At 69.8% G+C, this 14,740-nt stretch carries 18 protein-coding genes; 10 read left to right on the top strand and 8 right to left on the bottom strand.

Features of this window, described 5'->3' with window-relative positions; genetic code table 11:
- Positions 1-22 precede the first annotated feature (22 nt).
- The 3 genes from leuC (at position 23) to H5399_RS14835 (ending at position 3,323) form a co-directional block, all read left to right on the top strand.
- The gene (leuC, locus tag H5399_RS14825; protein WP_182783969.1) at positions 23-1,429 is read left to right on the top strand and encodes a 3-isopropylmalate dehydratase large subunit; all 1,407 of its coding nucleotides are present in this window, start codon (positions 23-25) and stop codon (positions 1,427-1,429) included.
- Between the two features lie 2 nt (positions 1,430-1,431).
- Entirely contained in the window at positions 1,432-2,046 is a 615-nt protein-coding gene (leuD, locus tag H5399_RS14830; protein ID WP_182783971.1) for a 3-isopropylmalate dehydratase small subunit, read from the top strand.
- A gap of 137 nt (positions 2,047-2,183) precedes the next feature.
- Positions 2,184-3,323, top strand: a complete 1,140-nt coding sequence (locus tag H5399_RS14835) for a N(5)-(carboxyethyl)ornithine synthase (RefSeq protein ID WP_182783973.1) — start codon at positions 2,184-2,186, stop codon at positions 3,321-3,323.
- A 26-nt stretch (positions 3,324-3,349) separates the two neighbouring features.
- Here H5399_RS14835 and H5399_RS14840 read toward each other — a convergent pair whose 3' ends face one another.
- Together H5399_RS14840 and H5399_RS14845 are read right to left on the bottom strand one after the other, a co-directional pair.
- Entirely contained in the window at positions 3,350-4,822 is a 1,473-nt protein-coding gene (locus tag H5399_RS14840) for a serine hydrolase (RefSeq protein ID WP_182783975.1), read from the bottom strand.
- A gap of 9 nt (positions 4,823-4,831) precedes the next feature.
- On the bottom strand, positions 4,832-6,076 hold the full coding sequence (locus tag H5399_RS14845; RefSeq protein WP_255422343.1) for an MFS transporter: 1,245 nt from the start codon (positions 6,074-6,076) through the stop codon (positions 4,832-4,834).
- Positions 6,077-6,113: 37 nt separating this feature from the next.
- Here H5399_RS14845 and H5399_RS14850 point away from each other — a divergent pair, with 37 nt between their 5' ends.
- A complete protein-coding gene (locus tag H5399_RS14850; protein ID WP_182783977.1) occupies positions 6,114-6,698 on the top strand; it encodes a sugar O-acetyltransferase in 585 nt (194 codons plus the stop codon).
- Between the two features lie 5 nt (positions 6,699-6,703).
- Entirely contained in the window at positions 6,704-7,279 is a 576-nt protein-coding gene (locus H5399_RS14855) for a TetR family transcriptional regulator (protein WP_182783979.1), read from the top strand.
- Positions 7,280-7,315: 36 nt separating this feature from the next.
- Here the strand turns inward: H5399_RS14855 and H5399_RS14860 are convergent, their stop codons facing one another.
- Positions 7,316-7,708, bottom strand: coding sequence for a nuclear transport factor 2 family protein (locus H5399_RS14860; RefSeq protein ID WP_182783981.1), 393 nt, complete (start codon positions 7,706-7,708; stop codon positions 7,316-7,318).
- Between the two features lie 250 nt (positions 7,709-7,958).
- Positions 7,959-8,957 carry a putative sulfate exporter family transporter gene (locus tag H5399_RS14865; RefSeq protein WP_220491032.1) on the bottom strand — a complete coding sequence of 333 codons (999 nt, stop codon included), beginning with the start codon at positions 8,955-8,957 and terminating at the stop codon, positions 7,959-7,961.
- 70 nt (positions 8,958-9,027) lie between these two features.
- Between H5399_RS14865 and H5399_RS14870 the strand changes: the two genes are divergently transcribed.
- The 4 genes from H5399_RS14870 to H5399_RS14885 all read left to right on the top strand — a co-directional run bounded on the left by H5399_RS14870 (position 9,028) and on the right by H5399_RS14885 (position 12,205).
- The gene (locus tag H5399_RS14870; protein ID WP_182783985.1) at positions 9,028-9,960 is read left to right on the top strand and encodes a LysR family transcriptional regulator; all 933 of its coding nucleotides are present in this window, start codon (positions 9,028-9,030) and stop codon (positions 9,958-9,960) included.
- A gap of 315 nt (positions 9,961-10,275) precedes the next feature.
- Positions 10,276-10,908, top strand: a complete 633-nt coding sequence (locus tag H5399_RS14875) for an NAD(P)-dependent oxidoreductase (protein WP_182783987.1) — start codon at positions 10,276-10,278, stop codon at positions 10,906-10,908.
- Positions 10,908-11,348 (top strand): MarR family winged helix-turn-helix transcriptional regulator, encoded by a 441-nt coding sequence (locus tag H5399_RS14880; protein ID WP_182783989.1) that lies wholly within the window; start codon positions 10,908-10,910, stop codon positions 11,346-11,348. The genes H5399_RS14875 and H5399_RS14880 overlap by 1 nt, the downstream gene beginning before the upstream one ends.
- Positions 11,345-12,205, top strand: a complete 861-nt coding sequence (locus H5399_RS14885; protein ID WP_182783991.1) for an SDR family oxidoreductase — start codon at positions 11,345-11,347, stop codon at positions 12,203-12,205. The genes H5399_RS14880 and H5399_RS14885 overlap by 4 nt, the downstream gene beginning before the upstream one ends.
- A gap of 8 nt (positions 12,206-12,213) precedes the next feature.
- On the opposite strand, the gene H5399_RS18350 is transcribed toward H5399_RS14885, so the two are convergent.
- The 4 genes from H5399_RS18350 to H5399_RS14905 form a co-directional block, all read right to left on the bottom strand.
- On the bottom strand, positions 12,214-12,792 hold the full coding sequence (locus H5399_RS18350; RefSeq protein ID WP_182783993.1) for a sugar O-acetyltransferase: 579 nt from the start codon (positions 12,790-12,792) through the stop codon (positions 12,214-12,216).
- A gap of 15 nt (positions 12,793-12,807) precedes the next feature.
- Positions 12,808-13,203, bottom strand: a complete 396-nt coding sequence (locus tag H5399_RS14895; RefSeq protein ID WP_182783995.1) for a cupin domain-containing protein — start codon at positions 13,201-13,203, stop codon at positions 12,808-12,810.
- An 83-nt stretch (positions 13,204-13,286) separates the two neighbouring features.
- Positions 13,287-13,601: a CopG family transcriptional regulator gene (locus H5399_RS14900; RefSeq protein ID WP_182783997.1), complete on the bottom strand. Its 315-nt coding sequence runs from the start codon at positions 13,599-13,601 to the stop codon at positions 13,287-13,289.
- A 5-nt stretch (positions 13,602-13,606) separates the two neighbouring features.
- Positions 13,607-13,849, bottom strand: coding sequence for a hypothetical protein (locus tag H5399_RS14905; protein WP_182783999.1), 243 nt, complete (start codon positions 13,847-13,849; stop codon positions 13,607-13,609).
- A gap of 90 nt (positions 13,850-13,939) precedes the next feature.
- Here H5399_RS14905 and H5399_RS14910 point away from each other — a divergent pair, with 90 nt between their 5' ends.
- Complete coding sequence (locus H5399_RS14910; protein ID WP_220491033.1) at positions 13,940-14,470, top strand: hypothetical protein; 531 nt, start codon at positions 13,940-13,942, stop codon at positions 14,468-14,470.
- Positions 14,471-14,740: the final 270 nt, after the last annotated feature.

Consider the following 14,740-nt stretch of genomic DNA (forward strand, 5'->3'; position numbering starts at 1 on the left):
CGAATGTTTGAGAAGAGGAGCTATGGGCAAGACCCTGAGCGAGAAGGTATGGGACGCGCACGTCGTCCGCGCGGTGGAGGGAGAGCCGGATCTGCTCTACATCGACCTGCACCTCGTCCATGAGGTGACCAGCCCCCAGGCCTTCGACGGCCTGCGCCTGGCCGGCCGCCCCGTCCGCCGCCCGGACCTCACCCTGGCCACCGAGGACCACAACACGCCCACGCTCAACATCAACCTGCCGATCGCGGACCCCGTCTCGCGCACGCAGGTGGACACGCTGCGCAAGAACGCGGCGGAGTTCGGCATCCGGATCCACTCGCTGGGTGACCGCGACCAGGGCGTGGTGCACATCATCGGCCCCCAGCTGGGCGTCACCCAACCCGGCATGACCATCGTCTGCGGCGACTCCCACACCTCCACCCACGGCGCTTTCGGTGCGCTGGCCTTCGGCATCGGCACCTCCGAGGTGGAGCATGTGCTGGCCACCCAGACGCTGCCGCAGAAGAGGCCGCAGACCATGGCGGTCAACATCAACGGCGAGCTGCCCGACGGCGTCACCGCCAAGGACGTCGTGCTGGCGCTGATCGCCAAGGTGGGCACCGGCGGCGGCCAGGGCTACATCGTCGAGTACCGCGGCTCCACCGTCGAGGCGCTCTCGATGGAGGGCCGGATGACCATCTGCAACATGTCCATCGAGTGGGGCGCGAAGGCGGGCATGATGGCCCCCGATGAGACCACCTTCGCCTACCTCAAGGGACGCCCCCACGCGCCCGAGGGCGAGGACTGGGACGCCGCCGTCGAGTACTGGAAGACGCTGCGCACCGACGACGACGCCACGTTCGACGTGGAGGTGGACATCGACGCCACCCAGCTCAGCCCCTTCGTCACCTGGGGCACCAACCCGGGCCACGGCGTCCCGCTGGGCGGCGTGGTGCCGGCACCCGAGGACTTCGAGTCCGAGGTGGAGCAGGCCACCGCGAAGCGCGCGCTGGAGTACATGGCGCTGACGCCCGGCACGCCCATGCGCGACATCACCGTCGACACCGTCTTCCTGGGCTCCTGCACCAACGGCCGCATCGAGGACCTGCGCCTGGCCGCCTCGATCCTCGAGGGCGAGCACATCGCCGACGGGGTGCGCATGCTGGTGGTGCCCGGCTCGGCCCGGGTGCGCCTGCAGGCCGAGGCCGAGGGCCTGGACAAGATCTTCCTGGACTTCGGGGCCGAGTGGCGCGCCGCCGGCTGCTCGATGTGCCTGGGCATGAACCCGGATCAGCTGGCGCCGGGAGAGCGGGCGGCGTCGACGTCGAACCGCAACTTCGAGGGCCGCCAGGGCAAGGGTGGCCGCACGCACCTCGTGTCGCCGCCAGTTGCCGCCGCCACCGCCATCGTCGGCCACCTGGCCGCCCCCGCCGACCTGATTGGACGCTGATCATGGAACCCTTCGTCACCCACACCGGCGTCGCCGTCCCGCTGCGCCGCTCCAACGTCGACACCGACCAGATCATCCCGGCGGTGTACCTCAAGCGCATCACCCGCACCGGTTTCGAGGACGGGCTGTTCGCCGCGTGGCGCAACGACCCGGAGTTCGTGCTCAACAAGGAGCCCTTCAAGGCGGGCACGATCCTCATCCCCGGCCCGGACTTCGGCACCGGCTCTTCACGCGAGCACGCCGTGTGGGCGCTGCAGAACTACGGCTTCAAGGTGGTCATCGGGAGCCGCTTCGGCGACATTTTCCGCTCCAACTCCGGCAAGGCCGGGCTGCTCGTGGCACTGATCTCCGACGAGGACGTCGATCGGCTCTGGGATGCCATCGACGCGGACCCGAACGTGCCCACGACGGTGGACCTGCCGAGCCAGACCATCACCCGCGGCGCCCTGGTGGTCAGCTTCGAGATGGACGAATACACCAAGCACCGGCTGCTCAACGGACTCGACGACATCTCGCTGACCCTGATGCAGGCGGATTCCATCTCGGCCTACGAGGCCACGCGGCCGTCGTTCAAGCCGAAGACTCTTCCCGTGCGGACGGCAGACTCGGTGGCCTGAGCCAGCCGAACACCGACCCCCAGCCCGGGCATCAGAGGACCTCTGGTGCCCGGGCTGCACTCTGTCGGAACCGGGTGCGGCGCGCCGAGTCAGCTAGCCTGACATGAACTGATCCTCTACCGGACGCGGGGCCGCGCATGAACCAACTCACTCTCGGGGTGCTGGCGCGCTCCCTGAAGGAGAACGAGCGCCGTCTGCCGCTCCATCCGGACCACCTCTCCCGGATTCCCGAGGAGCTGCGGGCGAGCATCTTCCTCGAGCACGGCTACGGAATCCCCTTCGGGAAGTCCGACGACGAGCTGATGGGCTGGGTGGCGGGTTTCAGGACGCACGCGCAGCTCATCGCCGAGTGCGACATCATCCTTCAACCCAAACCGGTCCTCAGCGACATCGCCGAGCTGCGCGAAGGGCAGATCCTGTGGGGGTGGCCGCACTGTGTGCAGGACGACAAGCTCACCCAGGTCGCGATCGACCACAAGCTCACGCTGATCGCGTTCGAGGCCATGAACCACTGGCACCGCGACGGGTCGTTCAACCTTCACGTGTTCCACATGAACAACGAACTGGCCGGCTACTGCTCGGTGCTCCACGCCATGCAGATCGCGGGCTCCAGCGGGGATTACGGGCGACGGCTACGTGCCGTGGTCATCGGTTTCGGCGCGACAGCTCGAGGGGCGGTCACGGCACTCAACGCGATGGGGGTCAGTGACGTCGACGTCCTGACCCACCGTGAGATCGCGGCCGTCGCCTCCCCGATCCACTCCGCGCGCATCGTCCATTTCGACTCCGACGGCGCCGCGCCCAATCTCAGCCACGCGATCACGCCCGAGGGCCGGGTGTCCATCGCGGCCTTCCTTTCCGAGCACGACATCATCGTCAACTGCGTGCTGCAGAACACCGACGCGCCGCTCACGTTCATGACCGACGAGGATCTTGAGGACGTGAAACCCGGAACCGTGATCGTCGACGTGTCCTGCGACGAGGCCATGGGGTTCAGCTGGGCTCGCCCGACCACCTTCAGCGCCCCCACGTTCGTGGTCGGCGACAACGTCCTCTACTACGCCGTCGACCACAGCCCGTCGTATCTGTGGAACTCGGCGACGTGGGAGATCAGCGAGGCGCTCCTGCCGTTCCTCCCCACGATCCTGGGCGGGGAAGAGACGTGGGACGCGAACCCGACGATCAGTCGCGCCATCGAGATCCGAAACGGTGTCATCCAGAACCCGGCCATCTGGTCCTTCCAGACGCGTGACCAGGACTATCCGCACGAGATCTGACAGCCTCATCCCCTGAGGTCCGGACTTCAGGGCCTGATCGTTGCCACCCACACCGCCAGCGTCACCATGGCGACCAGCCACGCGCTGCCCAGGGCCAGGACGATCAGCGTCCCGAGTCGCCAGCGCGTCGGCATCCAGGGCAGGTGCGCCCAGCGCCGGACAACCACGACGGTCGCGGCGACGGCGAGCCCGGCGGAGGCGCCGAAGATCCAAGGCGCCGACCAGTCCCACGGGGCGGCCAGCCACCACATCAGGAGCGTGCCCGCGGCGGCCAGCCCCTGTCCCATGAGGCGAGTCCTGCTCCGTCCGCGGACCGCGCCCACAGCGAACAGGAGGACGAGCGGGATGCCGAGGCCCACCCACGCGACGGTGTCGGTGTCGAACGGCGGTGGCGCGAGGGAGTCGTCGAGCACGACGCCCGCCAACGCCAGACCCGCACCGGTCACGTCCTGGGTGCTGTTGTTCAGGACGATCGCGGCCCGTTCGTGGGTGCGGTCGATGGCCAGCATGGTCCTGGTGCCTCCGGTGCCCCCGTTGTGGAATGCGACGGGGCCGTCGCCGATGTCGGTGACGATCCAGGCCAGGCCGATCTGCCAGCCCATCATCGCCGGCCAGCGGGCGTCGAGGGCCTCGATTCCCGGGGCCGTGCCGTCGAGGATCGCCTGGGCGTAGCGGGTGAGGTCCGCGGCGGTCGTGGTGACCCCGAGTCCGGCCGGGGCGTAGCCGCTGCCGGTCCACGCTTCGGTGGGGCTGCCCAGCCCCTGGTGCGGCTGCATGAGGTCGGGCGCTGGCCGTCCCGGCTCGGCGAACGCAGTGTCGTTCATGCCGAGTGGCGCCAGGAGGCGTTGATGCACGTAGGACGGCCAGTCCGGCATCCCAGCCGCGCGGGTCAGTGCAAAGCCGAGGAGGGAGGCGCCGAGGTTGGAGTACTGCATCGTCCCCCGACCCGACAAGGCGAGCGCGCCCGATTGACGGATCAGCTCATCCGGCGTGGTGGCGGTGTAGACGGACAGGGCAGCGCCGGCAAGGTCCTCGGCGACGACGCGCACCATGTTGAGACTGAGCAGGCTGGGCAGGCCTGCGCGGTGGCTGACCAACTCAGCCAGTGTCGCCGAGCCCACTTCCGTGCCCGCCAGCTCGGTCAGGTGGGTCTCGAGCGGGTCCTCGATGCCGACCTCCCCGCGCTGGGCGGCGTCGGCCAGGAGGAGTCCGTCGAAGGTCTTGGTGATCGAGCCGAGCTCGTATCTGCTGTCAGGGGTCACCTCGCCGAAACCGGCCCAGGAGGCAGCACCGTCGCGGATCCGCGCGACGCTGACCGTTTCCAGGTGCGTGGCCGTGGCGAGGGCCGCGGAGGCGTCCCCCGCGAGGGCGGTGTCGCCGGTGGGCGAGCCAAGCCCGGCGGGGTGGGGACCGAGCGCCAGGAGCGCCGCGGCGCCGATCAGGGCACCGACCAGCATGGTTGACCAGGGGTGGGAGGTGGTGTGCTGGGGGGTGGCCATGGTGCCAACCTAGGCGGACTGATCCGGTTCCCGCAGGTGTCCCGTCAGCGGGAGTGTCTTGGCCGAAGGCACGACGAGGAGCGCCAGCAGCGACACCGCACCGACGACGATCAGCGCCCGGAGGATTCCGTAGTGGTCTCCGAGGAAGCCGAGGAGCGGCGGGCCGGCCAGGAAGGCGGTGTAGCCGATGGTGGAGACGACGCTGAGCCGGGCGTGCGCGCGGGCCGGCTCGTCGGCCGCCGCCGACATGCCGACCGGGAAGCCGAGGCTGGCGCCGACCCCCCAGATCGCGGCGCCGACGAAGGCCAGCCAGGGCGTGCCGAAGACCACCAGGAGGCAGCCGATGATCGCGGAGACGAACAGGACGCGCAGCACCGGCACCCGTCCGTAGCGGTCCAGCAGCCGGGTGCCGAGGATCCGTCCGGCCGTCATGAAGGTGAGGAACACGGCCAGGGCCAGCACGCCGAAGGTCTTGTCCAGGCCGTGGCCGTCGACGAAGGCCACCGCCATCCAGTCGTTGGCCGTGCCCTCGGTGAACGCGGCGGCCAGCACCATGACCCCGATCAGGAGCGTGCGAGGCTCGGTCCAGGCCGAACGGGAGCGGACGGCGGGGGCGGGGGAGGCGTCGTCGCGTGCGCCGTCCTCGAAGGCAGGCAGGAACCTCGACGTGCCCCACAGCACCAGCGCTGCGGAGACCGCACCGACGGCGCCGATGTGCCAGATCATGGGCACCTCCAGCCACACCATGAGCGCTCCGACGAGGGCGCCGAGCACGGTCCCGCCGCTGAACGCCGCGTGGAACCACGGCATGATCGACCGGCCGAGGCCGCGCTCGATGATCGTCCCTTCGAGGTTCTGAGCGACATCCCACACCCCGGTTCCCAGGCCGAGCAGGAACAGGCTGGCCGCCACCGCCGCCATGGCGAGGCCCGCCTGCACGCTCACCGCAGCCAGCACGAGGCCGGGCAGGGCAACCGCCATCGCCAACCGCACGGCGCGGGTCGCTCCCAGGCGGCGGGTGACGAGCCCGGCGATCGGCAGCCCGCACAGCGCGCCGGCGGACACGGCCAGCAGCAGCAGTCCGAGCTGCCCCGGGCTGAGCGCCAACTGCTCCTTGACGTCGGGCACCCGCGACATCCAGGACGCGAACGCGAACCCGTTCACGGCGAACACCGCGAAGTCGCCGTTGCGGGCGCCCACCACAGTCGCCCGCCCACCTGCGGTGGTGGGCATCGACTCAACCTCATTCGTCATGTGTACGAGCGTACACTAGTGATGTACGATCGTACACATGACCACCATCGACCACTTCGCCAATGACCCCCGCACCAATCGGGAACGCATGCTGGCCGGCGACTACTACATCGCCGACGACCCCGAGCTCGCAGCGCGGAGCCAACGCGCCGTCGAGCTCGCGGACCGCTACCACCGCGCCGTCGTCAGCGGCGCCGACGATGCCCGCGCCCTCCTCGACGACCTGATCGGCGACCTCGGCCAGGACGCGGTGCTCAAACCCCCCTTGTTCGTCGACTACGGAGATCACATCACCGTCGGGGCGCGCACCTTCGTCAATGCCGGCCTGACCGCACTCGACGTGGCGCCGATCACCATCGGCGCCGACTGCCAGATCGGGCCCAACGTGCAGCTCCTGACCCCGATCCACCCGATCGAGCCCCAACCGCGTCGCGACAAGCTGGAGGCGGCCAAGCCGATCAGCATCGGGGACAACGTGTGGCTCGGCGGAGGCGTGATCGTCTGCCCCGGGGTCACCATCGGCGAGAACGCGGTGATCGGGGCCGGGTCGGTGGTCACCCGCGACATCCCCGCCAACGCCGTCGCAGTCGGCAACCCCGCCCGAGTCATCCGCAGCATCTGAGCGCCGTGCCCACCTCACCAACAGCGGCCCAGGGGCGAGCCCCGCACCGACGACCCGACCCCGGCCGCCGCGATCGGATCATCCAGAGCTGCCTCGACGTGATCGCCGAGCGCGGAGTGGCCGGCACCTCGCATCGGGCCGTCGCCGCCGCGGCGGGCGTCCCGCTGGGATCCATGACCTACCACTTCACAGGGATCGACGAGCTGCTGCACGAGGCATTCGCCAGCTTCACCCGCACCGTCATCGACCGGTTCAAACACCGGATGGGTGCCGCCACCAGCATCGACGAGGCCCGGCAGGCCGTCTTCGATCTCATCACCGCCGACCTCTTGGCCAGCCAGCGAGAGCTGGTCCTGACCCACGAGCTCTACACGCTCGCCGCGCGCGACCCTTCCTATCGCGCGCTGACCAACGCCTGGATGCGCAGCAGCCGCGCCGCGCTCGAGCAGCATTTCGACCCAGCCACCGCCCGCCTCCTCGACGCGCTCATCGAGGGGCTGACCATCCACCGCGCCCTCGACACCGAACCCCAGGACCCCGCGCTGGCCAGAACCGCCATCGCCCGCGTCACCGGATCCTGATCCGCAGGGGTCCCGCAGGCTCCCGTGGCGGCGTGCTCAGAACATGCCGTTGGAGTTCTCCGAATGGTCGGGCACCACCTGCAGCACGTCCCAGTGCTCCACGACCTTCCCGTTCGCGTCGAGGCGGAAGATGTCGATCCCGGCGTAGTCATGATCGCCGGGCCAGGTCTGGCGGCAGTGCAGCACCACGAAGTCGTCCTCGGCGATCGCCCGCACGAACTCGACCCGCTTGCCGGGGTACCCGGCGGCCATCCGCTCGAAGTAGTCGATGAAGGCCTCCTTGCCGTCGCCGACGTGGGGGTTGTGTTGGGTGTAGGTGTCGCCGGCGTACCGCTGGATGGCCTCCGCCGGCCGGCACTGGTTGAACATGAGGTCGTAGAACTCCTGCACGTTCCGCTTGTTGATCTGCTCGCGCTCGCTCCCGGACACCTGCGCACCTTTCGTGGTTGGGCTACACAGGGAACTCGTCGTCTCCTCGGCATATTCCGGGTCAGCGTCAGTCCTGCCCGAGCGGGCCCGGCTGTCCAAGGTGTTGCAGGATGCTATCCAGACAGCGGTATGTGTGGATATGCACAGATACCGCTGTCTGGATAGCAGGTTGCAGCCAGATCCCGAAGGCGCTGGACGCGTTGCTCCGGTGGCCGACGAGCGAGGGCTGATCTGATCGTCGACGGCGTCCCTAGCCGATCGCGACCGCCCCCGCGAGCCCGATGCCGGTGATGAGGAGGGTGGCGACTGCGCCCAACCGCAGCGGCTCGCGCCCAGCCGTCGCGAGGGCGCGCAGGTCCACACCGAGCCCGAGGGCGAACATCGCCGCCGCCAGCAGCAGTTGCTGCAGGTGGCCAAGCGCGGTGAGCAGCGGTTCGGGCACGAGCCCCGTGGTGCGCGCGGCCATCGCGACCAGGAAGCCGACGACGAACAGCGGGACCACCGGTGGCAGCCGCACAGCCTTGCCCTCAACTCCGTGCAGCCGCTGGATCCGCCGTCGCTCGAGTCCGGCGAGCACGGCCATGACCGGGGCGAGGAGCGCCACCCGGGCGAGCTTGACCGTGACGGCGACCCCGAGGGCCTCGTCGCCCACCAGGCCTGCCGCCGCCACCACCTGAGCCACCTCGTGGGTGGAGGCGCCGATCCAGAGTCCGGCGGAAGTCGGCGTCATGCCCAGGAGAGCGACGAGCACCGGAAGCGCCACGATCATCCCGGTCCCGAACACCACGACCAGCGCCACCGCCCTGGCCACCTCCTCTTCGTCCGCGTCGGTCACGCCCTCGGCGGCCGCGATGGCCGCCGCCCCGCAGATCGAGAAACCGGCGGCCACCAGTAGCGACTGCTCCGCGCCCAGCCCGAGCCGTCGGCCCAGCCAGGCGGTGGCGGCGAAGGTCACGCCTACCGCTGCCGCCACCAGCGTCAGGGTCGCGGGTCCGAGCGCCGCCACGGTCAGCAGCGACACCTGCAGCCCCAGCAGCACGATCCCCACGCGCAGGAGCTGTCGGCCGGCCAGCCCCACCCCCGGAGCCCAGGAAGCACTCGTGCCGCGCGCCGTCCGCCACGCGACGCCGGCGAGGATCGCCACTAGCAGAGGGCTGGCGATCGGCACCACCATGTTCACCGCGACCGATGCGACGGCGACCGCCAGGCAGGCGGCCAGCCCGGGGGCGACGGCGCGGAGGGAGTTCACTCCACTACCGTGCGCCGGATCCCGCCTGTGACGGTAACCCGATCGGGACAGCAACCCATATGATCGCGATATGACCACCCCTTCTCCAGACGAGCCGGGCCTGCCGGCCCTGCGGCTGCTCGTCGCCGTCGCCGAGCAGGGGTCGCTGGGAGCCGCGGCCCGGGAGATCGGCATGGCGCAGTCCAACGCGAGCCGCGCCCTGGCGGGGCTTGAGCGACGGCTCGGGTTCGCCGTCGTGCACCGCAGCGCCGCCGGCTCCGACGTCACGCCCGAGGGTGCGCTGGTGGTGGGCTGGGCGCGCGAGGTGGTCGAGGCCATGGACCGGCTCATGGCCGGCGCCGGTGCTGTCACGGCCACCGCCGGGGGAGCGGTGACGGTTGCGGCGAGCATGACGATCGCCGAGTACCTGGCGCCCGGGTGGCTCGCTGCGCTTCGTCGGGTGGAGCCCGACGCCGTCGTCTCCCTCGAGATCCTCAACTCCGACGCGGTGATCGAGGCGGTGCGGCACGCGCGCGTGTCCGTCGGGTTCGTCGAGTCCCCGGACGTCCCCGACGACGTGTCCAGCCGCCTCGTGGGCCGCGACCGACTCGTCGTGATCATCCCACCGGACCATCCGTGGGCCGAGCGTCGCGGGGCGGTGACGGTCTCGGAGCTGGCCGCCACTCCGCTGGTCGAGCGGGAGCCCGGCTCGGGGACGCGTCGCTTCCTTGACTGGGCGGCCGCGTCCGCGGGGGTGTCGACGCGGGCCACGCCGGTGGCGCAGCTGTCGAGTAATGCCGCCATCGTGGCTGCGGTTGCTGCCGGGCTCGGCCCCGCCGTGTTGAGCAACCACGCCGTCCGCGGCGCGCTGATGGACGGCCGGGTCCTCGCGGTCCCCGTCGAGGGTGGGTCGATCGAGCGGGAACTGCGCGCCGTCTGGCTGGGCGGCCCGGCCCCTCGCGGCGTCGCCGGCCGGCTCGTCGACGTGGCCGCGTCGAACCAGGCCGAGCCGTTCGCTACCTGAGATCCCCGCTCCCTGAAGATCCCCCGCTCCCTGAGGAGGGCCGTCCGCGTAGCGGCGTGGCCCGTCCTACCCGCTCCCTGAGGAGGGCCGTCCGCGTAGCGGCGTGGCCCGTCCTACCCGCTCCCTGAGGAGGGCCGTCCGCGTAGCGGCGTGGCCCGTCTCGAAGGGTCGTGACAGAAACCTCTTCGTGGGACTGCTTGTCAGGAGCGATTCGACCCTTCGAGACGCCCACGCGCCTTCGGCGGTGGGGCCCTCAGGGGGCGGGGATGGCCACGCGCCGCTCGCCGATCTAGTTAAGTGGCTAAACTACCTGCCATGGATGTGATTGCGTTGTTCGGTGCTACCGGCGGCACGGGCCGGAGGGTGTTGGATCGCCTGCTGGCCGAGGGCTACGGCGTTCGGGTGCTGGTCAGGGACAAATCGAAGCTGGGGGAGGTCGACCCGCGGGTGCACGTCGTCGTCGGCGATGTGCTCGACCCCGAGGCGGTGGGTGCGGCGGTCGAAGCGTCGTCCGCGGTGCTGGGCGTGTTCGGGCAGGTCAAAGGATCGCCACGCACGCTGCAGACCGACGGGACGCGAGCGATCGTGGAGGCGATGCAGCGCCATGGGGTCACCCGGCTTGTCACGCTCTCCGGCGGCGGCCTGAGGGCCGAGCAGGACCAGCCGAGGCTGGCCGACCGGGCCTTCCGAGGGCTGTTGAAGCTGATGGCGGGCCATGTCCTCGCCGACGCCGAGGGACACCTGGCGGTCCTGCAGGGCTCGGGCCTGGACTGGACGGTGGTGCGCGGCCCGCGCCTGACCGACCAACCCGGGCTCGGGCGATACCGCGTGGGATGGGTCGGCGTCGACGGGAGCACGCAGATCTCGCGGGATGACCTGGCCGACTTCATCGTCTCCCAGGTGGCGGATCGGCGCTTCGTCGGGCTGATGCCCTTCGTGAGCCGGTGATGGGCGCGCCGCACCGGATGGCGCTGGTGGGGAGCGCGGTCGAGGAGTTGGTGATGTGGTCGCGGACGCTGGACGGGCATCGCAGAGTGCCGTTCGGGGACCTGCAGCTGAGCCGGGCGCAGCTGGAGGTCCTGTTCCTCATCGTGCACAGCGATGGCCCGGCCACACCCGGCGCGGTGGCGGACCGGCTCGGGGTGACGCCCGCGGCGGTGACGCAGCTCGTGGCCGGACTGGTCGACCTGGGGTTGGTGCGGCAGGACCGCGATCCGGCCGACGGGCGTCGTCGGGTGCTGGTACTGGAGCCCGAGCGCCAGCTCGAGGTGGCGGGCTTCGAGCGCGAGGTCGTGGAACGGATGGCCCCCCACTTCGCAGGCCTCGATGACGACGAGCTGCGCACGCTCGTGGCGCTGCTCGGCCGCAGCTCGGGGTCGCCGTCGTGACCGGGGTGTTCGTCACCGGTGCCACCGGAACCGTCGGGGCTGGAGTGGTGTCCGAGCTGCTCGCGCGGGGGGAGCGGGTGGTCGCGGCGGTGCGCTCCGTCGAGGCCGCTGATCGGCTGCCGGCCGGCGTCGAGGCGCGGGAGTTCGATTTCGACACCCCGGCGAGCGCGATCCGGCGGGCGATGACTGGCGTGGACAGGCTGTTCCTCGTCCGGCCCCCGCAGGTCGCCGACGTGCAGCGCTACCTGTTCCCGGTGATCGACGCCGCCCGTGACCTGGGCGTCCGGCAGGTGGTGTTCCTGTCGCTGCAGGGGGTGCAGGCCAATCGCAGGACCCCGCACCACGCCGTCGAGGCGCGGCTGAAGGCAACCGGGGCGCCCTACACGATGCTGCGGCCCAACTTCTTCATGCAGAACCTGTCCGCAACCTACGCCGCAGAGATCCGTGAGCGGGGTGAAATCCGCGTCCCGGCGGGGAGGTCTCGGACGGCATTCATCGACGCCCGCGACATTGGACGCGTGGCCGCCACCGTCTTCACCGAGCCGGGGCACGAACGCAGGGCGTACACGCTCTCCGGGGAGGAGAGCCTCGGCTACCGTGACGTGGCCCGCACCATGACCGACGTCCTCGGCCGCGAGATCACCTACACCCGGCCGACGGAGCGGGAGTACCTTGCGCTGCTGGAGGCTGACGGTCGGCCGGCGGACTACATCGCGGTGCAGAAGATGATCTACCGGGTGGTGCGGCTCAACGTGTCTGCACTGCCGAACCGCTCCATCCGTCGGTTGACCGGGCGCCCGGCGACGAGCTTCCGGGAGTTCATCCGGGACCACAGGGCTGCCTGGGGCCACGGCTGAGGAACCGGTCAGGTGGTGCGGAATCCGGTGGGGCGGATGGGCCTCGCAGGAACGCCCGCGACAATCATGTCCGGCTCCACGTCCTTGGTGACGACCGAGCCGGCACCGATCACCGCACCGTCGCCGATGGTCACCCCCGGGACCACTGTGACGCTGGCGCCGAACCACACCTTGCGGCCGACGACGATGGGTGCGGGGATCATGTCACCGCGACGGTCCGGGTCCATCGCGTGGTTGATGGTGGTGAAGGTGCAGCCGTGCCCGATGAGGGTGTCGTCGCCGATGGTGATGCCGCCGGTGTCCTGGAATCGGCAACCCATGTTGATGAAGACGCGCTTGCCCACCGTGAGGTTCCGGCCGAACTCGCTGTAGAACGGCGGGAACACCGTCACCGACTCGTCCACGGTGCGGCCGGTCAGCCGCGACAGGAGCGCGCGCACCTCGTCGGCGGACCGGTACGCGTTGTTGAGCTCCGCGGTGATCCGCAGCGCCTCCTCCGAGGCTCCGATCATGAACCGGTGGAGCTCCGAGCCGCTCTCAATGAGCTGCCGGCGTTGGACGTGGGCGAGGAAGTCCTGCATCTCCATGGGGTCATCGTCCCGTCAGGCGCGGTACTCGTCGTCGGTGACGTGCTCCAGCCAGGTCACGGTCTCGCCCTGATCGTCGGCCTCGTGGATGGCGACGTGCGCCATGAACCGGTCCGACGTGGCGCCGTGCCAATGCTCCTCGTTCGGCTCGATGTAGACCACGTCGCCGGGGCGGATCTCCTGCACCTCGCCGCCGCGCCGCGCGATGTACCCGATTCCGTCGGTGACGTACAGGGTTTGACCCTTGGGGTGCTTGTGCCAGGCCGTCCTCGCGCCGGGGGTGAACCTGACGTGGGCGGAGCCGACGGCCGACTGCTCGTCCGGGGTGCGGATGGCGTCGAGGAACACGGTGCCGGTGAACCAGTCCGCGGGTCCTTGGGTTGTCTGGCCGCTGCTGTGGGTGATCTTCATGGAGTGACGTCCTTTCGTGTGTCGGGATTCAGGACGAGCCGGAGCAGCGATCCTTCGAGACGTTGCCTAGCGCCGGAAGGGTGTCACGCGCCCTTGGCCAGGTAGTGGTTGATAGCTTCGCGGGCGAGTTCGGACTCGCTCACTCCTGCGGCGTCCGCGGCCGACTTGAGCCGGTCGTGCAGTTCGCGGGGAAGGCGGACTCCGATCCGGCTCGTCTCGGTGGACAGTCGGGGGCGCCCGCCCTTGCGGCCGTGGCGGGCAGCGATGTCGCGGGCAATAGCGGCGGCGCGGGCCTCCGTGAGCCGCTCACCTTCGAAGTAGACGACCTCGTCGTCCAGGTTGATGTTCTCGATGCTGGTGATCTCGGCGCTGGTGCCGTCACCGAGCTGGATCCGCATGGCGCTCATTTCCTCCTCAGTGCCGTCGGCATGGCATGGATGATCAGCATCGTCGGCTCGCCGTCCGTCTTGACGAGGACCCCGACGATCTCCAGTTCCAGTCCACGGTCATCCTCGCCGATCCAGCAATACTCAGGTTCCCCGCTGGTTCTGACCCCTACTGTGGGCTGACTAGTGCTGACCACGTGGGTGATCCGGGCTGCACCGATGCGATGCTTGCGAGCCGCTTGAGTCAGCTTCAACCTCACTCTTCAATTGTGCAACGAAACCAGGATATGTTCAACAAGATCTCCATGGATTCCTCCTGCGCCCGGGCTCTTGGTGAATACTCTCGTCCCATGACCGACATGAGCCGATCCGGCGAGGGGCCTCGCCGCCGGCGGACCATCGTGGTTGCGGTGATCGGCACCGTCGTGGTGGTCGCGTACGCGCTGCTCGCGGTTGTCCAGATCCTGGTGCTGAACCCGCTTGCGGCGGTGCCCGGTGCCGAGCTCTCCCAGATCTACGCCGACGTCTCCGCGGCGGGGGAGTCCATGGGCGCGCCGCTGGTCCTGGCCGGCCTGGCGGTTGGTCCCGTCGTCGCGATCGGCCTGCTGGTCCGCACATGGAGGCGGCCCGACGTCGAGGCCCGGATCGTCGCGGTGCAGTACCTGGCGCTCGTGGCGCTGGGCGCGTTCGGCTACTTCTGGGCCAGCTTCGGCCCCGGGATGGCGCTGGCTGACACGTACGGAATCGGTGGGGGAGACCATTCGCCGTGGGCCACGCCCCTGCAGGCGGTCAGCGGCGTCGCGTTCGTGGTCTTCCTCATGCAGGCGCCCGGGGCCGTGTCGATGGCGCGCCGTACGCGTGGCGGCCCGCAGCGCCGCTGAAGCCATTCGTCGAATCCACGCCGGGGCGAGATCGTCTGCCGCCAGGCGGGCGCTCCTTTCGGGGCCCGTCGCTGTCTGCGAGCGGAATCCGGGTCCCTGCTAATTGTCACGCTCAGGGTCGTACTCGACACTCAGCCTGACATTTAGGGAAACGCTGATTAATCGGCGAGCCTGGGATTTGATGGGCCGGCCTGGTCTGTCGGGGTGGATGGTTGATCAGTGGGTGTTGAGCCGGGTCAATGACGTGTTGGCTAGGTAGAATGCTGGTTG

The sequence above is a fragment of the Tessaracoccus sp. MC1627 genome (genome assembly GCF_014164725.1).
In the GTDB taxonomy this organism is placed as follows: Bacteria; Actinomycetota; Actinomycetes; order Propionibacteriales; family Propionibacteriaceae; genus Arachnia.